This window comes from Xanthomonas sp. 4461, assembly GCF_024806475.1.
Taxonomy (GTDB): Bacteria; Pseudomonadota; Gammaproteobacteria; order Xanthomonadales; family Xanthomonadaceae; genus Xanthomonas; species Xanthomonas arboricola_F.
The window spans coordinates 137763-160239 of sequence record NZ_JANTYV010000003.1 but is presented as its reverse complement, the minus strand read 5'-3'; the positions used below and the strand labels follow the sequence as shown (position 1 = coordinate 160239).

Below are 22477 nucleotides of genomic sequence, written 5' to 3'. Positions count from 1 at the left end.
GTCAGAGTCGTCGCAGTACTCCCCTCTCCCGCTGGCGGGAGAGGGGTCGGGGGTGAGGGCACAGGCCCCGCCGCCCCTTTTCCGCCCCTTCGGGGCACCTTTTTCCGCAGGCGGGAGAAGGGAATCAGCCACGGATTTCTCTATGAGCCGCAAGCAAGCCTTCCAATTCCTCGACCTGCCCCGGACCATGCCCACGCGCATTCCGGTGGAGCTGCGTACCTCCGGCGACTGGGGCGAGCTGTACGGCAAGTTCGACAAGGCCGACGCGCAGTACCAGTCCGGCCGTTGCCTGGATTGCGGCAATCCGTATTGCAGCTGGAAATGCCCGGTGCACAACGCCATTCCGCAGTGGCTGCAGCTGGTGCAGGAAAACCGCATCGAGGAAGCCGCCGCGCTGTGCCATTCCACCAATCCGCTGCCGGAAGTGTGCGGGCGGGTGTGTCCGCAGGATCGCCTGTGCGAAGGCAGCTGCACGCTGGAGGAATTCGGCGCGGTCACCATCGGCGCGGTGGAAAAATACATCGTCGATACCGCCTTCAAGATGGGCTGGCGGCCGGACCTGGGCAACGTGCAGCCGAGCGGCTGGCGGGTGGCGGTGATCGGCGCCGGCCCGGCCGGCCTGTCCTGCGCAGACCGCCTGGTGCGTGCCGGGATCGAGGCGGTGGTCTACGACCGCTACGAGCAGATCGGCGGGCTGCTGCAGTTCGGCATCCCCAGCTTCAAGCTGGACAAGTCGGTGATCGGCAAGCGCCGCGAGATCCTCGAAGGCATGGGCGTGCAGTTCCGCCTGGGCGTGGAAGTGGGCCGCGACATCAGCATCGAGCAGTTGCTGGGCGAATACGACGCGGTGTTCCTGGGCACCGGTGCCTACCGCTATACCGATGGCGGGCTGCCCGGGCAGGATCTGAAGAACGTGCTGCCGGCGCTGCCGTTCCTGGTGCAGAACAGCCGCATCGTCAGCGGCAACGACCCGCACGGCCGGCCGATCGCCGGCTGGGAAGACCAGATGGCGCTGCCCGACCTCAACGGCAAGCGCGTGGTGGTGCTGGGCGGCGGCGACACCGGCATGGACTGCGTGCGCAGCGCGATCCGCCTGGGTGCGGCCAAGGTCACCTGCGCGTACCGCCGCGACGAGGCCAGCATGCCGGGCTCGGCGCGCGAGGTGGCCAACGCGCGCGAAGAAGGCGTACGCTTTTTGTTCAACCGCCAGCCGCTGTCGATCGAATCCGGCGCCGACGACGAGGCCATCGGCGTCACCGTGGTGGAAACCAGGCTCGGCGAACCCGATGCCAGCGGCCGCCGCAACGCGGTGCCGGTGGAAGGCAGCGAATCGCTGCTGGAAGCGGACGTGGTGATCATCGCCTTCGGCTTCTCGCCGACCCTGCCGGACTGGTTGGCCTCGCAGGGCGTGGAAGCCGGCAGCAACGGCCGCATCGTCGCACCGTCCGACGACAACGGCCGCCTGCCCTACCAGACCAGCAACCCGCGCCTGTTCGCCGGTGGCGACTGCGTGCGCGGCGCCGACCTGGTGGTCACTGCCGTGGCCGAAGGCCGCGATGCGGCGGGCAGCATCGTGCAGCTGCTTGGGGTCAAAGCGCAGGTCAAGGAGCCGGCTGCTGCTTAAGGGATGCTAGGCATGCTCAGGTCACTCGTTACCGGTCTGCTGATCTTTACTGCCGGTAGCGTGGCTGCGGCGCAGACCACAACATGCCAGGAGTCGGACAATCTGCGTCTTGATGGCCTGCCTCTTTCCATCGTGCAGATGGAAGAGATTGGTCTCAAGTACGCGGCAACAAGTACGAAGGCGCCTCAGGTGCCGTTTGCTTATGGCAACAAAGATTGGCTGTGGCTCAAGAAGCAGTACCGCTCCGGCGATTACTTCGTGGCTTATGAGCAGCTTTGGCCTGCAAGTGGGAAGCCATTCGCCTGGGGTTATGCGCTTGTTCGAGGAAAATGTGTCCTTGGCGTGCTGAGCACTCGAGTCTCATAGGCCTAACAATTCTTCTGATCGAAGCGCGTCGCGGCTCAGTTAATTTCAGGGTCGGTGTTTACTACGCGCTGTAATACCCGTTTCGCTTGATTCGCCATTGTGGATAATGTCCGTTGACGATTCGTCCGGCCCCCGCCGCCTCGCGGATTGGCTCAACTCAGCTGCTGTACCATTAGATCAACACCCTTTATGCGCAAATTTCTGAAGTACGCCACGCTGGCCTTCATGGTTTTTTGCACACTCTTTGTCATTTTCGGTGTGGGTAGAGGCGTGGTAAGCGGCTGGAATAAATCGGCGGCGGAGCGTCAATCAGCGGCAGGTATGTCGCGAGATGTGTGGCTTTCGCGATTCAAGTCTGTTGCGTTATCCGCCCTATGTGCGGATTCTCCTTTGCAACGGTCTTTGAATGGCAGCCGCCAGGACTGCCTCGTCATTCTCGAGCCGCTGTTTGAGCGCTGCGCCACGAATAATCTGATTGCGATTCCCGCTGTGATCGGTTCGCGCCAGGGCGCACAGAGGTATGGCGCGCAAATTGGCGAGTGTATCGCAGCCAACCATTTCGGCGGAAGCCATCTGGAGGCGTTCAACCGCTCATTGCAAATGACCAAGCAACCCTAGCAAGTGAATGCCTCATGCCGCTGGGAAGCGTAGCGATGACATTGGGCGTTAGATCACCGTGGGCATTATGGCGCTAAATTCTCTTTGGTGCTTCGGAGCAGCGTTCCCCCTAATGATTTTGGCTGCGCATAGATTTTTCTAGGGCAGATATGCAAGGCCTGTCGTCCGCTCTCGTGTCGTGCTCGGAGCCGCCTTAGCATTCGGCCTTCGGGCGACACCAGCGTTACTGGTCTGGGAAGCTCTGGTGACTGGCGCGGTATCGTGTCGCCGCTGTAACGCTGGATTTTTCTCTGCTTCTGACGCGCCGTTTGGGTACTGGTCTACTGTTTTAATTCTTTATGTCGCCGCAATCGCATGCTTGTCTGGCTTCTTGTTCAGTATCTCTTTCCTCGTACGCGGGTCGCGACATACTGACAAGAATCCGTAAAGATATTAGGCTGGGCAAGACAATTCGATGCGCACAGAGGTTGGTGCATCTACTTTTTCATGGTTGATAGCCGCGCGCGTGACACGCCCTACTCGGCCACCGCTTGCGTCATACAACAACAACGCAAGCGATGGCATCACGCGCCGCTGCAACCGCGACTCAGGCCGCCTTGTCCAACGTCGCCATGTCGATCACGAAGCGGTACTTCACGTCGCTCTTGAGCATGCGCTCGTAGGCGGCGTTGATTTCGTCGGCGCGGATGGTTTCGATGTCCGAGACGATGTTGTGCTTGGCGCAGAAGTCCAGCATTTCCTGGGTCTGGCGGATGCCGCCGATCAGCGAGCCGGCCAGGGTGCGGCGCTTCATCACCAGGTTGAACACCGCCGGCGACGGGTGCGACTCCTCGGGCACGCCCACCAGCACCATCGCGCCGTCGCGCTTGAGCGCGTTGAGGAACGGGTCCAGGTTGTGCGGGGCGGCCACGGTGTTGAGGATGAAATCCAGGGTGTTGTACTGCGCCGCCATCTGCGCCTCGTCCTTGGAGATCACCACCTCGCTGGCGCCCAGGCGCATCGCATCGGCGCGCTTGCTCTCGGAGGTGGTGAACAGCACCACGGTGGCGCCCATCGCCTTGGCGATCTTCACGCCCATATGGCCCAGGCCGCCCAGGCCGACCACGCCCACCTTCTGCCCCGGGCCCACCTTCCAGTGCGCCAGCGGCGAGTAGGTGGTGATGCCGGCGCACAGCAGCGGCGCCACGGCGGCCAGATTGTCGGTGTGGGAGATGCGCAACACGTACTTCTGGTCGACCACGATATGGTCGGAGTAACCGCCATAGGTGTTCTCGCCGCCGCCGAACATCGGCCCGTTATAGGTGCCGGTGAAGCCGGCTTCGCAGTACTGCTCCTCGCCTTCCTGGCAGGAGGCGCAGCTGCGGCAGCTGTCGACCATGCAGCCGACGCCGGCGAGGTCGCCAACCTTGAAGCCGGTGACGGCGTCACCGACGGCAGTCACACGGCCGACGATCTCGTGGCCCGGCACGGACGGATACCGCGTGTTATGCCATTCGTTGCGGGCGGTATGCAGGTCCGAGTGACACACGCCGCAGTAGGCGATTTCGATCTGGACATCGTCGGGACCGGGCGCGCGGCGTTCGAACACGAACGGGGCAAGCGGCTGGTCGGCGGCTTGGGCGGCAAAGGCGTGGGCTTGGCTCATGGGGTCAGGACTCCGGTGTTGCGTCGTCCGCGCAGGAGTCGGACGACAAAGGCGGTGATTCGCCGGAACAGCGGCCTCTCGCACGCCTGTGGCGATGCATGTTGGCTGTTCTGCAGCGAACGCTACCGAGCCGGCATGATACCGGCTGCGCCCGTTTGCACGCGATCAACGCTGCGTTGCACGCGTGAATGGTCTGCTAACGCCCAAGCTCCTAGGCTGACCAGGCAGCGCCTTGCCCTGCACCATCCCAACTGGCCGTGCCCTCCCCCTGCGGCCACCACGTCGATGCCGAAGGAGGCTTCCATGTTCCGCGCTCCCCCGAAATTCCCGAGTTTGCGTCGCGTCGCACTCGCACTGACCTTGCTGGCCGCGATGCCGTTGGCGCACGCCAAAGAGCCCGATGGTCCGAAGAAGCAGTCCGCCGGCCTGAAATATGTCGGCGTCAATCTATCCGGCGCCGAGTTCAACTCGCGCAAGAAGCCCGGCACCTTGTTCAAGGACTACACCTATCCGGCCGCGTCGGATTTCGCCTATTTCGCCGGCAAGGGCATGAATACGATCCGCCTGCCGTTCCTGTGGGAGCGCCTGCAACCCGAACTCAACGGCGAGCTGGATACCGCGCAGCTCGGGCTGATCAAGAAGTCGCTCGAAGCGGCCAAGGCGAACAAGCAGTTCCTGATCCTGGATCTGCACAACTATGCCAAATACAACGGCAAGCGCCTTGGCACCGACGAGGTGTCCGCTGCCGCATTGGCCGATCTGTGGCGCCGGCTCGCGCTGGAATTCAAGGACGACAAGGCCGTGATCTTCGGGCTGATGAACGAGCCCAACGGCATCTCCGCAACCGACTGGGCCGGAGCCGCGCAAGGCGCGATCAACGCGATCCGCAAGACCGGCGCCCGCAATCTGATCCTGGTGCCGGGCACGGCGTACACCGGCGCGCACAGCTGGCGCAGCAATAGTTATGGCGGCTCCAACGCCAAGGCGCTGGCCATCCTCAAGGACCCCGGCAACAACCTGGCCTTCGAAGCGCACCAGTACCTGGACAACGACTACAGCGGCACCAAGCCGCAGTGCACCAGCGACAGCGTCGGCGAAGAAAAGCTGCGCGGGTTTACCGACTGGCTGCGCGAAAACAAGCAGAAGGGCTTTCTGGGCGAATTCGGCACCGCCAACAACCCGGTCTGCGACAAGGCGCTGGAAGGCATGCTGACCTACATGGAAGACAACAGCGACGTGTGGCTGGGCTGGACCTGGTGGGCTGCGGGCGCCTGGTGGAAGCCGGATTACTTCTTCACCGTACAACCGGGCAAGGACGGCAGCGACAAGCCGCAGATCAGGATTCTGAGCAAGTACGCACGCCGCGCCGGCAAGCACTGAGGGCAGCGGTCCAAGCGGCAGGACGCGGGCGATGCTGTGCAGGTCGCCCGCTTTTTTTTGCGCCGCGTTGGAGTGTCCACGGCTGGCGCTGGTTGTTGGGCGGCGCAGCAGCAGATCGATGGCATCCAGGCGGTGAACGAAAGTCGGCGCGATGGGGGTCTCGGTGCATCGATGATGCACGTCTGGCTTCGGTGGATGCAGCTGTCGCTGTCACCGGGGGCGCTGACTCTTGAAGATGGACGCACCGCGATCGAACACGATCATGGCAGTGCATCGCGCGCTACACCCGCAACGCACGCTCACCCCACTGCGTGCGCCGTGGTTGCAGTGCCAGGCGCATCCGTGCAGGAACGTGTCATGCGTGTAGCTGCATGCGGTCGTTGGCGCAGCTCCTGTCATCGCATCAACACCGATGCATTGATGCGACCAATACCATTGCGAAGTTGCAGCGGCGCTTCGGATTCAAGGCATTCTCGCGACGCGCGCGATGCATCGAGAAAACAGCTCGCAACTGCGAAGCACTGCACAGCTTGATGCAGTGATACCTCGCATCCGTAGTTGCGCGCCGCATATGCGCATAGGCTGGCGATCGATGCGTTGCGCTTGCGAGCAACTGCGATGCAACGCATCTCCCCCCCGTAGATGCTTCAGGAGTTCCCCCATGTCCCTCTCCCCCACCTGGCCGCGCCAGCTGCTGTGCTGTGCGCTGGCCGCGCTATTGCTGGCCGCGCTTCCACGCGCGCAGGCGCAAAGCGGTGCACTGCGTTATGCAGGCATCAATCTCTCCGGTGCCGAAATCGCCTCGGCAAGACGTCCCGGCATCGTCAATGTCGACTATCGCTATCCAACTCCGGGCGAATACCAGCACTTCGCCGACACCGGCATGAATGTGGTGCGCCTGCCCGTGTTGTGGGAGCGACTACAACCCAAGAGCCAGGGCGCGCTGGACCCCGCACAGCTCGCGCTGATTCGACAGGCCGTGGCCAATGCCAAGGCAGCGCACATGGTATTGATCGTGGATATCCACAATTACGCCAAGTATTACGGGCAGAAGATCGGTACCCAGCGCGTGCCGATCGCCACCTTCACCGACCTGTGGCAGCGGTTGGCCGTGGCGTTCAAGAACGATGACGCGGTGATCTTCGGGCTGATGAACGAGCCCTACGACATTGCGCCGCAGAACTGGGCCGCCGCCGCACAGGCAGCGATCGACGGCATCCGCGCCACCGGCGCCAACAACCTGATCCTGGTGCCTGGCGCGCTGTGGTCCGGAGCGCACAGTTGGTATTCCACCATCGCCGGGCAATCCAACGCAGTTGCGCTGGCCAGTATTCGCGACCCGCTCAACCGTTACGCCATCGAGGTACACCAGTATCTGGATACCGATTCCAGCGGCACCAGCGCCAGTTGCGTGAGCGCTACCATCGGTGCGGAGCGCCTGCGCAGTTTCACCGGTTGGCTGCGTAGCCAGCGCAAGCGCGGATTCTTGGGCGAGTTTGGGTCATCCAGCAATCGCACCTGCATGCTCGCGCTGGACGGCATGCTGCGTTATCTGGAAGCCAACCGCGATGTCTGGTTGGGCTCCAGCGTCTGGGCCGCTGGCGCATGGTGGCGCGCCGATTACCCGTTCACGCTGCAGCCGGATGGCAACGGACGCGACAAACCGCAGCTTCCCATCCTGAGCGCGCATGCGCGTCGCATCGCGCGCTGATTCACCCAAACTCGCCTGGAGCGATCAGGAAACCCTGGTGAGAGGCTGCCAGGCCGTTGCCGGCACTCGGGAACCGGCGTGTAGAGGTGCTACACGCCGATTCCGGCCGCAGGCCGCAGCGTCTTACAGGCGCATCGCCATTAGGTGAATTGCCCTGTTCAGCGGTGCCCTCCTCGCGACGGCACCGCATTGATTGCGATGCGTCATGGCTGCGCCACTGCGATGGCGCCACGCAAATGACGCATCGCTCAATAACGCCGGTATCTCGGCACATACCGGTACGTATCCGGTAAACCCAACAGTTTATTGATAACCGGTATGCACGCATAAACGCGCGCTTCCTTATTAAGTGCGGATTGGTTCGCACTTTTTGGCTAAATCGCTGGAATGCCGCGCTTTGGCACACGTGATGCATTGCAACACACAGATGCAGCGCAACTTGCGCCGATCGCACGCCATCGGGGCGGCGACGCATCTTCCCCGTCAGGAGTTGCTTCATGTCACGTCCGTCCTTCTCACTACGCCATCTTTCCCTGTGCGCCCTGTGTTTCATGTTGCTGGCCGGATTGTCGTCGGCGCATGCGCAAACACGTGCGCTGACTTACGCCGGCGTCAATTTATCCGGTGCAGAATTCGCATCCTCCAAAAAACCCGGCGTGCTCAACAAGGATTACATGTACGCCTCGGCCAGCGATTACACGTATTTCGCCGGGGTCGGAATGAATACGATCCGCTTGCCCATTTTGTGGGAACGTCTGCAGCCCAGCGCGCGCGGCGAGCTGGATCCGGCGCAGCTGGCGCTGGTGCAGCAGGCAGTGGCGCGCGCCAAGGCTGCGGGCATGTATCTGGTGATCGATATCCACAATTACGCCAAGTACTACGGTTACAAGATTGGCGGGCCGGAAGTGCCGGTGGCCACCTTTAGCGACCTGTGGCGCCGTCTCGCATTGGCATTCAATGGCGATAATGCGGTGATCTTCGGGTTGATGAACGAACCCAATAATATTTCCTCCAGCCAATGGGCTGGTGCCGCGCAAGCCGCCATCGATGCAATTCGCAGAACCGGTGCCAATAATCTGATCCTGGTACCGGGCGCCTCGTGGACCGGGGCGCACAGCTGGTACTCGCCCACCAGCGATGGCTATTCCAACGCCGTTGCGCTGGCGTCCATCTACGACCCGCTCAACCGTTACGCGTTCGAAGTGCATCAATACCTGGACGCCGATTCCAGCGGCACCAGCAGCGTCTGCGTCAGTTCCACTGTTGGCGCCGAGCGTTTGCGCAATTTCACCGAATGGCTGCGCACCAATGGCAAGCGCGGTTTTTTGGCCGAGTTCGGTACCGCCAATAATCAGGTCTGCAACGAAGCGCTGCAGGGCATGCTCGGCTACATGGAGAGCAATGCAGACGTGTGGTTGGGTTGGACGTGGTGGGCGGCCGGTTCGTGGTGGAACCTGTCCTACGCCTACAACGTGCATCCGAACAAGGACGGCACCGACAAACCGCAGATGACCATCCTCTCGCCGCAGGCCGCACGCGCAACCCGTGCACCCGGCACCACCGCCGCACGTCTACCTGCCTCTACGGCACGCACCAAGCGCTGAATACGCGCCACGAGATGACAAGCCGCCGCAAGGCGGCTTTTTCGTTGGGGCTGCGCGAGCGGCCGCAGCCGCTACGTGTCCCGCAGTGCGGACTTGCTGGAATTGAAATGTAAATCCGCAGTGCAGAAGCGATGAAGGGCGACACCAGGTTTCAGTTAACTGAATTTCCCTGATCGAATCGTCCCTGTTTTCACCCGGCTACGATCCCGAGGCAGCCAGCATGGCGGCACTTCACAGCAGGAGCCTACCCATGGCACGTCGCATGATGACCACCGCGCTGATCGGCGCATTGACGCTTGTTTCGCAGGGCGCGTTCGCGCAGGACGCCGCCAAGCCGGCCAAGGCCCTCACCTCCAATGAGGTGACCAGCATGTTGACCGCCAAGGGCTACACCAAGGTGCACGACGTCAAGTTCGAGCACGGCGTGTGGACTGCCGATGCCCGCAGCGGCGATGGCAAGGATGTGGATGTCCACATCGATCCGGTGACTGGCCGCGTCTATGGCGACCAGACCACCTCGCGGCTGAGCGAAGCCGACGTCCGTGCGGCATTGTCCACCGGCGGCTACGCGGACGTGCACGATCTCAAGTTCAAGGATGGCCTGTGGAAGGCCGATGCAAAGCGCAACGGGCAAAAGGTCGAGCTGCACGTGGATCCCGACGATGGGCACGTGGTCAGTGTCGACAACGATTGAGTGCCTGAGGGCGCGCGTCGTCGGGCGGGTAGGGCAACGCGCTGGTTGAGCTGCGCGCCGAACAGCAGTTTTGGCCCGTACCGACCCTGATCTGGATCCCGGCGATGCCGCGAGTGTGTTTCAGCCAGCTCGCTACCGTTCCGCACGAAGCATGGATGAAAAGCAAAGGGCCTCCAATCGGGGGCCCTTTGTCATGCAGGCAGTCGCCTAGGCTGCGACCGCTCGCACGGCGGCGCGATCTGCATCGCCCACCGCAGCAGCGGCAAGCGCCTCACCGCGCAGGCGCGGCGTCGTTTGCGTCCGAATCCTTGGCCTTGTTCGGCTTGGCATTGTTCGGAGCGTTCTCGGCTGCGCCCGGCTGCGCTGCCGCCGTGCCGGTGCCCGGCTTGCCGGCCAGCATACGGTCGCGTGCAGCCTTGAACGGGTTGCCGGGGTACCAGTTCGGCCAGCGGTCGCCGGCGGCGACTTCCTTGCCCACGCCGTACACCGCTTGCAGGTCTTCGATGGTGCCGTCTAGTTTCCATGTGGCCGCATCGTACTCATCGCCGGGGGCGTGGTAGCGATGGCGCCCGTAGTCTTCGGCTGCCGCACGTCCGGCAGCGGTGCCACCCTCGCGCAGGTCTTCGCCGCCGTCGGCATACAGCGCCGGCACGCCGGCCTTAGCGAAGTTGAAGTGGTCCGAGCGGAAGTACGAGCCGCTTTCCGGCGTGGCTTCGGCGTGCAGCGTGCGGCCCTGCATCGCGGCGATCGGCTTGAGGATGTCTTCCAGCTCCGAGCTGCCCATGCCGACCACGGTGACATCGCGTGCGCGCCCGGCCACCGACATCGCATCCAGGTTGATCACCGCCGCGATCTTGTCCAGCGGAAAGCTCGGGTTGGCCACGTAATACTTGGAGCCGAGCAGGCCGGATTCTTCCAGCGTCACCGCCACGAACACCACCGAGCGGGCCGGCTTGGGGTCCTGATGCGCGAACGCATCGGCGATTTCGAGGATGCCGGCCACGCCGGTGGCGTTGTCCACCGCGCCGTTGTAGATGTTGTCGCCACTCTCGCCCGGATGCTTGCCCAGGTGATCCCAGTGCGCCATGTACAGCACCGCCTCGTCGGCATGGCTGCTGCCCGGCAGCACGCCGACCACATTGCGCGAGGTCTTCTCGGCAATGGTGCTCTTCAGGTCCACCGACCAGCTGGCCTTCAACGGCACCGGCTTGAAGCCGCGCTTGCTGGCGTCCTTGTAGGCCTGGGCCAGATCCAGCCCGGCATTGGCGAACAGCTGCTTGGCGGTGTCGGCGCTGATCCAGCCCTGCACCGGCAGGCGCGGATCGGGGTCGTCCTTGGCCGGCAGATCGTATTGCGGGCCGGACCAGGAGTTCTTGACCACGTCCCAGCCATAGCTGGCACCCGGGGTGTCGTGCACGATCAGTGCGGCAGCAGCACCCTTGCGCGCGGCCTCTTCGAACTTGTAGGTCCAGCGCCCGTAGTAGGTCATGCGCTTGCCGTCGAACAACTTGGCATCATTGGTATGGAAGCCGGGGTCGTTGACGAACATCACCACCGTCTTGCCTTTCCAGTCCTGGCCGGCGTAGTCATTCCACTGCTGCTCGGGCGCATCCACGCCATAGCCCACGAAGACCAGCTCGCTGTTGTCCAGCTTGACCTCGGCCTGGCCGGTGCGCGTGCCGACCACGATGTCGGTGCCGAAGGCGAGGGTGCGGGTCTGCTCGCCGCTACGCAGGCTGGGCGCGGTGGCCGCATCGGCGGTGGTTTCCACCATCGGCACGTCCTGGAACCAGCTGTCGCCATTGCCCGGCTGCAGCCCGATGCGCTGCATCTGGTCGCGGATATAGGTCACGGTCTTTTCTTCGCCAGGCGTGCCCGGTCCGCGTCCTTCGAAGTCGTCCGAGGCCAGCGTCTTGACCAGTTCGGCAAAGTCGCCGCCGGTCAGCTCGGGCGAGAACGCGTGCCGGCTGACCGGTGCGCTGGGCGTGGCGTCGGCCGGCGTCTGCTCGGCCGGTGCGGACGGCGTGTCGGCCGATTCGCGTTTGCAACCGGCCAGGGCCAGGGTCGCGGCCAGGCACAACAGGATCTTGCGGGGCATCGGAACTCCTCGTGCGACGGAGTTCCGATCTTAGAACGTGCGTGTGGTGAGCGCGTCAGTCCTTGGGTGCCACGTCCGAATCGAAGCTACGTGCGGTGGCACCGGTGACCGCGCCGACCTTGGCGGTGCGATGCACATACAGATCCACCTCACGCTCGAAGTGGAGCGGGCCATCGACCACTGCCTTGGGGCCGATCACCACGCGGGGTTTACGCGAGGGCTTGAAGGAAAAGCCGAAGTTCGGCTTGGTCACCTCGATGCCGCCGCGCACATGCGAGCCCACCCCGACGGTGATGTCGCCATTGACCGTCTCGATGCCCTTGCCGAGCTCGGTTCCGACCAGCCCGATACTGCCGTTGACCGTTTCCACCCCACCGCTGACCTGGCTGCCGCGCTCCACCAGCACGCTGCCGTTGACCGTTTCCAGCCCACCGGACACGATGACCTTCTGGCCCAGGGAAATCGCGCCGTTGACCGTGGACACATCGCCGGTGCGGGCGCCATCGCCGATCTTGATGCCACCGTTGACCGTTTCCACATCCTTGGTCTGCGCACCGGCGCCGATCTCGATGGAGCCGTTGACCGTTTCCAGGCCGCCGTAGGTCTTGCCGGCCTCGGCGCTGATGCGGCCGTTGACCTTGCTGATGTCATCATCGGCCCAGGCGGTCGAGCAGGCCAGGGACAATGCCAGAAGTAGAGACTGGGGCTTCATGCTGAACCTCGCGCGGTGGCGGCTGTCTTGGGCGTGGCGGCGATCACACCATGCTTGGCTACAATCGCGCACCTGCCTGAAGTCACTGGATCGTTCGTTGGCCCCTTCGCCCGCACCGCTGTCGCGTCCGCCGCTCGTCTCCGCCACCGGCGTGGGGCGCAGGTGGCTGGCTGCGAGCGTGCTGGCCTGCATGCTGCTCGGCAGCGTCGGCGCGGGCGCGCAGAACCAGCGCGAGACCGAGCGCAAGCTGCAGCAGCTGCGCGATGAGCTCAAGACCATCAGTGCCGACCGGCGCGAGCTGGAAGGCAAGCGCGGCACCGCGGCCCAGCAACTGCGCCAGGCCGACGAAAAGGTCGCCAAGACCGCGCGTGCCCTGAGCGAAACCGAAGCGGCGATGCGCGCACAGGAACACCATCTGTCCACGCTCCAGCAGGACCGTGCGCAATTGCAGCGCGGCCTGCAGAACCAGCGCACGCAGCTGGCCGCATTGTTGCGCGCCGCCGACCAGGTGGGCCGCAACGCACCGTTGAAGGTGTTGCTGTCGCAGGACACGGTCGGCGATGCCAACCGCATGCTCGCCGATCACCGCTATGTGCAGAACGCACGCGCGCAGCGGATCCATGCGCTGACCACGCAACTGGATGCCCTGGCCAAGGTGGAACAGGACATCGCCACCCGGCGCCAGGCGCTGGATGCCGCGCGCGCGCAGCAGAAGGCGCAGGCCGCCACCTTGCAGAAGGACCGTTCGCAGCAGGCGGCCACCGTGGCGCAGCTGGACGATCGCTACAAACAACGCGCCGAGCGCGAAAAGGCGCTGGGCCAGGATGCCAAGTCGCTGGAGCAACTGCTCGCCAATCTGCGTGCGGCCGCGGCCAAGGCCGAAGCCGAACGCCGCGCGGCTGCAAAGCGCGCCGCCGCCGAGGCCGCGGCGCAGGCCAAACGCGGCAAGACCGATCGCCCGGAGCGCCCCGGCAAAACCCCGCCCAAGGTCATCGCCAGCGCACCTGCACCCAAGGTCGGAGGGCTCAGCTGGCCGGTGTCGGGCAATCTGCTGGCACGCTTCAATGCCACCTTGCCCGATGGGCACACCAGCAAGGGCGTCTTGATCGGCGCGCCCAAGGGCAGCACGGTCACTGCGGTGGCCGACGGCACGGTGGTGTTCTCCGACTGGATGACCGGCTACGGCATGATCCTGATCGTGGACCACGGCAACGGTTACATGAGCCTGTACGCGCACAACGACACCTTGCTGCGCGATGCCGGCGCGGCGATCAAACGCGGCGAGGCAGTGGCCAAGGTCGGCAGCTCGGGCGGGCAGGGCGTGCCGGCGCTGTACTTCGAGTTGCGGCGCAATGGGCAGCCCGTCGACCCATCAAGCTGGTTGCAGCGGCGTTGACGGTGGCGTGTGGTGCGCGCGTGCAGACGCTGCGCATCGCACCGAGCGCAAACGTGCTGCAGAGCGTTGCCGAAGTGGTTGATCAGCGTGGATTGGTTCTGGCCCAGCGCCTGGTCATTGCATCGACCAGGCTTTGCCGGCCAGTGCGTGGCAGCGGTATTGCGCGGATGCGGCCTGCCTGGCCGCTGCGACAGGCCGACCGATCCCGGTGATCCGGCAGCGCCATGGTGTTCGCAGACATCGCGGAGCGTGCGTACACCGCGGTCGGTCGCTGACGCGCGGATGCGGAGTCAGACACCATGGCGCTGGCCGCACGCCAATGGCAGATGCCTGCCGGCGCCAGGACGCCGCACATCCACCTTTCAAGTCGGCTGCCAGCTGGCCGCCACCGAACTGCCTCTGCAGCCGGCGCGCAATTCAACGCGGATTTACCGCTGCTTCGCGCATAATCCGGTCAGCTCCGTCGTGCGGGGCGTCTTGTCTCTTTGCCGGAGTGCTTCATGCGCGTAGCCGTTCTGTCCGTTGCCCTGTCGCTGGCGTTGTTCGCCTCACCCGGTTGGGCGCAGAAAGCCAGTCCCGCCGCCGCCCAGGCCACTGCGGACGACCCGGAAGCCAACGAAGCCGCCGTCTCCAAGGTACCGCTGGACGAGATCCGCCGCTTCGTGGCGGTGTACAACGCAGTCAAGCAGGCCTACGTCGACCCGGTCGAAGACAAGAAGCTGATGCACGCAGCCGTGCGCGGCCTGCTCTCGGACCTGGACCCGCACAGCACCTATTTCGACAAGGAAGATGCCGAAGCCTTCGACGAACAGGCCACCGGCGCCTACGACGGCATCGGCGTGGAGCTGTTGCAGCAACAGGACAACACGCTCAAGGTGATCGCGCCGATCGACGACACGCCGGCGGCGCGCGCCGGGATCCGCGCAGGCGATGTGATCGTGGCCATCGACGGCAAGCCGATCGATGCCAGCAAGGCGATGGAACCGCTGCGCGGGGAATCCGGCAGCAAGGTCACCTTGACCATCGTGCGCGACAAGGCGCCCAAGCCCTTCGATGTGACCCTGCAGCGCCAGACCATCCGTGTGGCCAGCGTGCGCAGCAAGTTGCTGGAGCCGGGCTATGGCTACATCCGCATCAGCACCTTCCAGGCCGACACCGGCGCCGACTTCCAGAAGAACCTCAAGCAGCTGCAGGCCGGCGGCAAGTTGCGCGGCCTGGTGCTGGACCTGCGCAGCAACCCGGGCGGGCTGCTGACGTCGGCAGTGCAGGTGGCCGATGACCTGCTGGACAAGGGCAACATCGTCAGCACCCGCGGGCGCATCTCGATCAGCGACGCCAAGTTCGATGCCACCCCGGGCGACCTGCTCGGCGGCGCACCGGTGGTGGTGCTGGTGGACGCCGGCTCGGCCAGCGCTTCGGAAGTGCTGGCCGGCGCGCTGCGCGACAACCAGCGCGCGCGCATCATCGGCAGCCGCACCTTCGGCAAGGGCTCGGTGCAGACCGTGTTGCCGCTGGATAACGGCGACTCGGTCAAACTCACCACCGCGCGCTATTACACACCCAGCGGCAAGTCGATCCAGGCCAGCGGCATCGTGCCTGAAGTGCAACTCACGCCCGAACCGCAGCCGGGCGACGCCGACGTGCCGGCCAGCCTGACCGACTACAGCGAAGCCACCTTGCCGGGCCACCTGCGTGGCGACGACGAAGGCGAGGAGGGCTACAGCGCCGGCGACGTGCTGCCGGGCGATGGCCCGATCGCCGCGGCCCTGTCCGAACTCAAGCAGCCCGGCTCGGCCGCCAAGGCGCAAACCGCGCTCAAGGCAAAAGCCCAGGCCGCACAGAAGGCCAAGGCGGCCACCAAGGCAGCCGCCGAGCCGAAGCCGGCAGCAGCGCGCCCGGCGGCGACCGACAAGGCCAAGCCAGCTGACCCAGCCAAGCCGGCCGCGCCTGCGGACAAGCAGACCCCTGCCGAACCGGCCAAGCCAGCCGCGCCTGCAGACAAATCGGCACCGGTCGAACCGAGCAGGTAAGCGCCGCCCGCAGATGCGCGTGCGATCGGCCGGATGCGGATCGCACGCGTGCCATCCGCAGCGTGTGCGCCCATGTGCGCAGCGTGTCCGAGCAGACTTGTCGATGCGTCGCAAGACAGGCAATGCGTGCTGCGGTCATCGCGTTTGACGCTGCCTCCGCTGGCGACTGCAGTGCAAAACACGCCTGTTACGCGCGCTGTGGGGGAACTCCGTCATCTTGTACGTGAGGGAGAGCACCAGCGGTATGCATGACGCCGCTTGCCAGAGGCGTCATCGCCATTGCGGATGGAATGTCTTCGCACGCTACGCCCGGATGTGTGTGCGTGAGCAGGCGCGCGTTTGCAGCGTTCAATCGCTTGATCAGACATGCGTTGATCGCGCCATCATCGCTGCTTGAGGATTGGCCGATTGCGTGCGTTGTCTTGGGCATGCAGCGTTCGGCAGACGCCCTGAAACTCCGGCGCGCTTGCAAACCCGTCCACGCGTTCCCGTGCGCGTTGCTGACGGCATCCGTGTGTCTGGTTCTTCGCGCATGCATGCTGGGACTCACCGCGCAAACGCGCTAGCGCGTCATCGCCAGCACTTCCGGATTGACCAGATTGCGCGGCGTGCCGGCGGCGAACGCCAGCACATTGTCGAAGGCGGCTTCGAAATACAGCGCGTAGCTGTCGCGCTCCACATAACCGAGGTGCGGTGTGGCCAGCAGGCGCGGGTGCTGCAGCAGCGGGTCGCGTGGGTCCAGCACCGGCTCGCGCTCGAACACATCCACCGCCGCCTGCCCGGGCCGGCCGGCATCCAGCGCGGCCAGCAATGCGCCGGGTGCGAGTAATTCGGCGCGACTGGTGTTGACCAGCAAGGCGTCGGTGCGCATGCGGCCCAGATCCTGCGCAGTCACCTGGTGGCGCGTCTGCGCAGTCAGCCGGCGATGCAGCGACAGCACGTCGCTGCGCTCGAACAGCTCCTGGCGACTGCCCGCAATTGCATACCCATCGCGCGCGGCCTGCGCGCACGACGCGTCGCCGCCCCACACCAGCACCTGCATGCCGAACGCGCGCCCGAACCCGGCCACGCGTTGGCCGATCCGCCCATAACTCCAGACACCCAGGGTGCGGCCATGCAGCGATCGGCCCAGGTCGGGGTCGCCGGTCGCCTGCCAGCGGCCCTGGTGCAGGGCGCGCTGATACTCGCTCAGGCGGCGACTGGCCGACAGGATCAGCGCCCAGGTCAGCTCGGCCGGCGCCACCGGCGAGCCAATGCCCTCGGCCACCGCCACGCCGAACTCGGTGCAGGCGGCCACATCCACATGCGTGCCCACGCGTCCGGTTTGGCTGATCAGCTTCAGCCGCGGCAACCGCCGCAACAGCGTCGCATCCACGCGGGTGCGCTCGCGGATCAGCACCAGCGCCTCGGCTTCGACCAGGCGCTCGGCCCATTCGTTGGGATCGGTGGCCAACGCGCCGAGCACCTGCACATCGTGCCCCTCCAGTCCCTGCAGACAGGGCAGGTGGCGCACCGCGCCCTGGTAATCGTCGGGCACCAGGATACGCATCAACGCGGCTTGGTCGGCACCGGAAAGGTCACCACCTTGTCGCCGGTGGTCGCATCGCGGATCACCGACTGGCCCTTCTTTTCCACTTCTTCGATACGCACGATGCTCTGCATCGGCAGATGCAGGGTCCTGGTATTGCCGAACTCCTCGCGCAGGCGTTCTTCGGTGGGGTCCACCACCAGGCCGTCGTGCACGTCGAACACCAACTCGCCGATCTGGTTGAAGCCCCACAGATGGCTGCCGGTCACTTCGTGCGCGTAGAGCTCGTACACCTTGCCGTGATTGAGAAAGGTGACTTTGTACAGGGGCTTGGACATGCGCCGATTATAGGCGCGCCATTGCCATGGACGCAGCGCAGCGCGCCGGCAGGTGCATGCCTCCGCGCTGTGGCGCTTGCCGCGCGCTAAAACCCGTGGCGCTTGCGCAAGCGTCGCGCAATGGCCGCGCGCACATACAGCCCGTAGACGATGCCGAACAGGAACCCGGCGATGTGCGCCGACCACGCCACCATGCCGAAGGCCGGGCCGATGTAGGCGAACACCACCTGCAGCAGGGCCCAGGCACCGATCAGCAGCGGCGCCGGCACGCGGATGAATTCCAGGAACAGCCCCAGCGGCAGCACCACCCCCAGCTTGGCACCGGGAAACAACGCCAGGTAGGTGCCGATCAAGGCCGATACCGCGCCGGAGGCGCCGATGATCACCCGGTCCGGCGTGCCGATCGCAAAGATCGCCGCCAGGTTGGAGGCCGCGCCGCCGACCAGGAACAGCAACAGCAAGCGCCACGGCCCCAGGATGCGCTCGGCCGGGAGCCCGAAGATCAGCAGGAACACCAGGTTGCCGAGCAGGTGCGACCAATCGGCATGCAGGAACAGCGCCGTGAACAACCGCAGCACGCTGCCGTCGCGCAACGTCGCCCACCAGTCACCCAGGTTGGACACGCCGCTGGACAGCGCGCCCCAGTCCAGCCACAGCGTATTGCGCGCTTCGCCCGGTCGGCTGATCGACCACAGATAGGCCAGCCACACCGTGGCGAACAACAGCGGCACCGCCCAGCGGGGGGTGGGTTTCTTGCGGGAGGGGAGGGAGACGAACATCGGAGTCGCACAATAGCCGGTCCACGGGCCTGAACCCAGACCCAACCCAGCCGCGTGTTCAGGACCAAGGTCGTTATTGTTCGGTTAATCGTGGTGGGTATACTGCGTACGGCGTCGTATGTCGGGGGGGGGTCTCCGGCGCGCTCCAGGCACTGGATTGGTGCTGGGCGCGGGCGCTGAACCGACCATTGCAGTCTTTATCCGGAGAGCTACAACTCATGTCTACCGCTTCCACTCTCAGCCGCGCCACCCTGCTGGCCGTTGGTATCGCTGGCGTTCTGGCCGTTGGCCAGGCACACGGCGCCGCATTCCAGCTGAAGGAAAACAGCGCCAAGGGCCTCGGCCGCGCATTCGCAGGTTCGGGCAGCGCCCCGGACGACGCCTCGATCATCGCCAACAACCCGGCCGGCATGCGCCAGCTGGACGGCCGCCTGTTCCAGGCCGACGTCAGCGCCATCAGCTTCTCGGCCAAGTTCGATCCCGACACCGCCAACTATGCCAACGGCGCCCCGGTCTCCGGCGGCAACGGCGGCGACGCCGGCATGATCGCGCCGGTCCCGGCGATGTATTTCCATGTGCCGTTAGGCGAGAACAACAACATGCACCTGGGCACCTCGCTCACTGTGCCGTTCGGCTTCAAGACCGAATACGACCGCGACTGGGCAGGCCGCTACCACGGCACCAAGACCGAGCTGCAGGCGATCGACTTCAACGTTGCCTTCTCCTACGACGTGAACCCGTACGTGTCCTTCGGCGCCTCGGTGTTCGCCGAGCGTCTGGACATCGACCTGGCCAACGCGGTGGACTTCGGCAGCATCCTGGCCGCACGCCGCGTGCCGGGCTTTGCACCGGGCAGCGCCGACGGCTACTCGCGCATCAAGGGCGACAGCACCGAAGTGGGCTTCACCCTCGGTGGCTTGTTCAGCATCGACGAGAACACCCATATCGGCTTCAGCTACCGCTCGGAAGTGGAGCACAAGATCACCGACGGCACCGCCGACTTCACCACCCCGCCTAACGCCGCTGCCGTGCTGGGCGTTGCCGCACCGGGCACCTTCGTCGACACCAAGGGCCGCGCCACCGTCAAGCTGCCTGCCAGCGCCACCGCCAGCTTCACCCACAACGTGAACGAGCAGTGGTCGATCATGGCCGACGTCACCCGCACCGCCTGGAGCAAGTTCGACCAGGTGACCGTGGACTTCGCGTCCAACCAGCCCGACAGCGTGCTGGACTTCTCCTACCGCGACACCACCTTCGCCTCGATCGGTGCCGACTACCGCATGAGCGACACGCTGACCCTGCGTGGCGGCCTGGCGTACGACCAGACCCCGACCACCGCCGAGCACCGCGACGTGCGCGTGCCCGATGCCAGCCGCAAGTGGGTCTCGCTGGGTCTGAGCTGGCGTCCGTCGCAGCAGGCCGAATACAACTTCGGTTACACCCACCTGTTCACCAGCGACCCGACCAGCGATACCCGCAGCGCCACCGGCGACCGCTTGGCAGGTAGCTACAAGGTGAAGGGCGACGTGCTGGCCGCTTCGATCAACTACAAGTTCTGATCGTCGCAATCGGCGTTGTACGATGAAAAACCCCGCTTCGGCGGGGTTTTTCTTTAGGGGCTGTTGCCAGGCCACTGGCGCTGCGATCCAATCACGGCATCCATCACCGCCATGCCGATGCGATCGAGCAAACACGCACTGCGTAACTGCGAGTGCGTCGAGGACGCACGCCTTGCGGTCGAAACCGCGCCTCGAGCACGCGCATCGATTGCCTGCACCGTGCGTTGCTGCGCCCTGCTCAGCAGGCTGTGCAGGCCACGCTGCAGATTGCTATGGTCGTGCGCATGAGCCAACCCGACTTCATCCAGATCACCGACAACGCCGTCTCGGCCGCCGATTGCGCGGCAATCGTGCAGCGCATGCGCGACAGTCGGCAGCTGCATCCGGGCCGCATCGGTGGCGGCGTGTTTCCCGAACTCAAACACAGCCGCGATCTGCGCATCAGCGGTGTGGCCGAGTGGGCCGAGGTGGAAAGCCGCCTGCAACAAGCGGTGTTCGAAGGCGTGCTGACCTATCTGCGGCAGTATCCGCAGGCGCTGATCTCGCCGTTGATGCTGCAGGTCACCACCGCCGACGGCACACCGCATCGGCTGGTGGCGGAGGATATCGCGCAGATGAGCGACCAGGCGCTGGGCGATCTGGCGCGCACCTGCCTGCGTCCGGGCGCGATCAACCTGCAGTGGTACACCGCCGACCAGGGCGGCTACCCGTATTGGCATTGCGAGCTGTATCCACGCGATGCCAGCGCCGACACGCTGCATCGGCACCTGCTGTGGACGCTGTATCTCAACGAAGAGTTCCAACACGGCGAAACCGAGTTCCTGTTCCAGCAACGCAAGGCCCGCCCGCGCACCGGCAGCCTGCTGATCGCACCGACCGCGTTCACCCACACCCACCGCGGCAACCGTCCGGTCGGCGGCGACAAGTTCATCGCCACCAGCTGGATCCTGTTCCAATCGGCGCAGGCGTTGTACGGCGGGGAATAGGGAATCGGGATTGGGGAATCGCAAGGGCAACGGCGGCGCTGCGTTGCTGTGTCCTGGTGGCTTTCATGTTTACAGCTGATTGCCACTGCCGGAACAGCCGTCTGGAGTGACACGCATTGCCGTGAGGAGCGACAGCGACGTTTGGCAATCCGCTGGATCGGTCCCGGCACCATCGGCAGCGCATGGCGGGAATCGGACTGATCGGTCGCAACGCCATTGCCGTTACCAATCCCCACTCCCCAATCCCCGCAACTAGAACAACTGCCCCTGCGGCGAGTCGGGCACCGGTCTGGCCGGGGCGGCCGGGCGGCGGAAGGCGCTGCAGTCCAGTGCCGGCATCGTGCGGGTTTCGAACCCTGCGCGGCGATGCGCCAGCGCGAAGCGGCGCGCCAGCAGGTCGGCATAGACGCCTTGCCCACGCAGGCGGGTGCCAAAGGTGCTGTCGTAGTCCTTGCCGCCGCGCAGCTGCTGGATGGTGCTCATTACATGCGCAGCGCGCTGCGGGTGATGGGTCTGCAGCCAGTCGCGGAACAACGGCGCCACTTCGTGCGGCAGTCGCAACAGCACGTAGCCGGCGCTGCTCGCGCCCGCGTCGGCGGCAGCCTGCAGAATCGCTTCCAGTTCATGGTCGTTGATCCACGGGATCACCGGCGCGGCCATCACGCCCACCGGCACGCCGGCCTCGTGCAGGGTGCGCATCGCACGCAGACGCGCATGCGGTGCGGCAGCGCGCGGCTCCAGCTTGGCCGACACCTGCGAGTCCAGCGTGGTCACCGAAAAATACACGTTGACCAGGTTCTCGCGCGCCAGCGGTGCAAGCAGATCCAGATCGCGCGTCACCAACGCATTCTTGGTGATCAGCGTGAACGGGTGCCGCGTTTCCCACAGCACCTCGATCAACTGCCGCGTCAGTGCGTGCTTGCGCTCGATCGGCTGGTACGAATCGGTGTTGATGCCCAGCGCGATCGGGCTGGGCACATAGCTCGGCCGCGCCAGTTCGCGCCGCAGCAGTTGCGGTGCATTGGTCTTGGCGAACAGCTTGGTCTCGAAATCCAGACCGGGCGACAGATTGAGATACGCATGCGAGGGTCGCGCAAAGCAGTAACTACAGCCATGCTCGCAGCCGCGGTACGGGTTGACCGACTGCGAGAAGCCGATATCCGGCGACTGGTTGCGGCTGATGATGCTGCGCGCGGTCTCCTCGGTGACCTGCGTGCGCAGCACGCCCGCAGCGAACTCCTCGCTGTCGTCCACGTGCCAGCCATCGTCCACCGCATGCTCGGTGGTGACCTCGAACCGTCCGGGCAGATAACCGGTCGCACCCCGGCCCTTGATTGCGCTTGCCATCGGCGCATCGTACGGCCGGCAGGTCTCATCCGCCGCGACGGGGCGTTCGACCGGATGAAGCT

18 protein-coding genes are annotated in these 22477 nt (G+C 65.0%); 11 read left to right on the top strand and 7 right to left on the bottom strand.

The genetic code is table 11. From position 1 onward, the window contains the following. Window positions 1-142: 142 nt before the first annotated feature. The 3 genes from FHY19_RS13055 (at window position 143) to FHY19_RS13045 (ending at window position 2608) form a co-directional block, all read left to right on the top strand. Window positions 143-1624: an FAD-dependent oxidoreductase gene (locus FHY19_RS13055; protein ID WP_259159036.1), complete on the top strand. Its 1482-nt coding sequence runs from the start codon at window positions 143-145 to the stop codon at window positions 1622-1624. A 12-nt stretch (window positions 1625-1636) separates the two neighbouring features. Then, window positions 1637-1990 (top strand): hypothetical protein, encoded by a 354-nt coding sequence (locus tag FHY19_RS13050; RefSeq protein WP_259166535.1) that lies wholly within the window; start codon window positions 1637-1639, stop codon window positions 1988-1990. Window positions 1991-2179: 189 nt separating this feature from the next. Next, window positions 2180-2608, top strand: coding sequence for a hypothetical protein (locus FHY19_RS13045; RefSeq protein WP_259166534.1), 429 nt, complete (start codon window positions 2180-2182; stop codon window positions 2606-2608). Between the two features lie 586 nt (window positions 2609-3194). On the opposite strand, the gene FHY19_RS13040 is transcribed toward FHY19_RS13045, so the two are convergent. Beyond that, window positions 3195-4253: an NAD(P)-dependent alcohol dehydrogenase gene (locus tag FHY19_RS13040; protein ID WP_259159025.1), complete on the bottom strand. Its 1059-nt coding sequence runs from the start codon at window positions 4251-4253 to the stop codon at window positions 3195-3197. A gap of 303 nt (window positions 4254-4556) precedes the next feature. On the opposite strand from FHY19_RS13040, the gene FHY19_RS13035 reads away from it, so the two are divergent. The 4 genes from FHY19_RS13035 to FHY19_RS13020 all read left to right on the top strand — a co-directional run bounded on the left by FHY19_RS13035 (window position 4557) and on the right by FHY19_RS13020 (window position 9642). Continuing rightward, window positions 4557-5633 (top strand): glycoside hydrolase family 5 protein, encoded by a 1077-nt coding sequence (locus FHY19_RS13035; protein ID WP_259166533.1) that lies wholly within the window; start codon window positions 4557-4559, stop codon window positions 5631-5633. A gap of 718 nt (window positions 5634-6351) precedes the next feature. After that, window positions 6352-7344 (top strand): glycoside hydrolase family 5 protein, encoded by a 993-nt coding sequence (locus FHY19_RS13030; RefSeq protein WP_259166938.1) that lies wholly within the window; start codon window positions 6352-6354, stop codon window positions 7342-7344. A 497-nt stretch (window positions 7345-7841) separates the two neighbouring features. Next, window positions 7842-8948: a glycoside hydrolase family 5 protein gene (locus tag FHY19_RS13025; RefSeq protein WP_259166529.1), complete on the top strand. Its 1107-nt coding sequence runs from the start codon at window positions 7842-7844 to the stop codon at window positions 8946-8948. Between the two features lie 250 nt (window positions 8949-9198). Beyond that, window positions 9199-9642, top strand: coding sequence for a PepSY domain-containing protein (locus tag FHY19_RS13020; RefSeq protein ID WP_259159018.1), 444 nt, complete (start codon window positions 9199-9201; stop codon window positions 9640-9642). Between the two features lie 271 nt (window positions 9643-9913). Here FHY19_RS13020 and FHY19_RS13015 read toward each other — a convergent pair whose 3' ends face one another. After that, window positions 9914-11740 carry a M28 family metallopeptidase gene (locus FHY19_RS13015; RefSeq protein ID WP_259166527.1) on the bottom strand — a complete coding sequence of 609 codons (1827 nt, stop codon included), beginning with the start codon at window positions 11738-11740 and terminating at the stop codon, window positions 9914-9916. Window positions 11741-11795: 55 nt separating this feature from the next. After that, entirely contained in the window at window positions 11796-12452 is a 657-nt protein-coding gene (locus tag FHY19_RS13010; protein ID WP_259166526.1) for a hypothetical protein, read from the bottom strand. Between the two features lie 97 nt (window positions 12453-12549). On the opposite strand from FHY19_RS13010, the gene FHY19_RS13005 reads away from it, so the two are divergent. Continuing rightward, window positions 12550-13848 carry a peptidoglycan DD-metalloendopeptidase family protein gene (locus FHY19_RS13005; RefSeq protein WP_259159011.1) on the top strand — a complete coding sequence of 433 codons (1299 nt, stop codon included), beginning with the start codon at window positions 12550-12552 and terminating at the stop codon, window positions 13846-13848. A gap of 500 nt (window positions 13849-14348) precedes the next feature. Further along, on the top strand, window positions 14349-15878 hold the full coding sequence (locus FHY19_RS13000) for a S41 family peptidase (RefSeq protein ID WP_259166525.1): 1530 nt from the start codon (window positions 14349-14351) through the stop codon (window positions 15876-15878). Between the two features lie 562 nt (window positions 15879-16440). Here the strand turns inward: FHY19_RS13000 and FHY19_RS12995 are convergent. From FHY19_RS12995 to FHY19_RS12985, 3 genes are all read right to left on the bottom strand, one after another. Next, window positions 16441-17427 carry a D-2-hydroxyacid dehydrogenase family protein gene (locus FHY19_RS12995; RefSeq protein ID WP_259166523.1) on the bottom strand — a complete coding sequence of 329 codons (987 nt, stop codon included), beginning with the start codon at window positions 17425-17427 and terminating at the stop codon, window positions 16441-16443. After that, the gene (locus FHY19_RS12990; protein ID WP_259159004.1) at window positions 17427-17744 is read right to left on the bottom strand and encodes a DUF1820 family protein; all 318 of its coding nucleotides are present in this window, start codon (window positions 17742-17744) and stop codon (window positions 17427-17429) included. The genes FHY19_RS12995 and FHY19_RS12990 overlap by 1 nt, the downstream gene beginning before the upstream one ends. Before the next feature lie 86 nt (window positions 17745-17830). Continuing rightward, a complete protein-coding gene (locus tag FHY19_RS12985; RefSeq protein WP_046962787.1) occupies window positions 17831-18523 on the bottom strand; it encodes a rhomboid family intramembrane serine protease in 693 nt (230 codons plus the stop codon). Between the two features lie 218 nt (window positions 18524-18741). On the opposite strand from FHY19_RS12985, the gene FHY19_RS12980 reads away from it, so the two are divergent. Further along, window positions 18742-20082 carry an outer membrane protein transport protein gene (locus FHY19_RS12980; protein WP_259166522.1) on the top strand — a complete coding sequence of 447 codons (1341 nt, stop codon included), beginning with the start codon at window positions 18742-18744 and terminating at the stop codon, window positions 20080-20082. 284 nt (window positions 20083-20366) lie between these two features. Then, window positions 20367-21068 carry a 2OG-Fe(II) oxygenase gene (locus tag FHY19_RS12975; protein WP_259166521.1) on the top strand — a complete coding sequence of 234 codons (702 nt, stop codon included), beginning with the start codon at window positions 20367-20369 and terminating at the stop codon, window positions 21066-21068. A 252-nt stretch (window positions 21069-21320) separates the two neighbouring features. Here the strand turns inward: FHY19_RS12975 and FHY19_RS12970 are convergent, their stop codons facing one another. Next, entirely contained in the window at window positions 21321-22415 is a 1095-nt protein-coding gene (locus FHY19_RS12970; RefSeq protein WP_259166520.1) for a PA0069 family radical SAM protein, read from the bottom strand. Window positions 22416-22477: the final 62 nt, after the last annotated feature.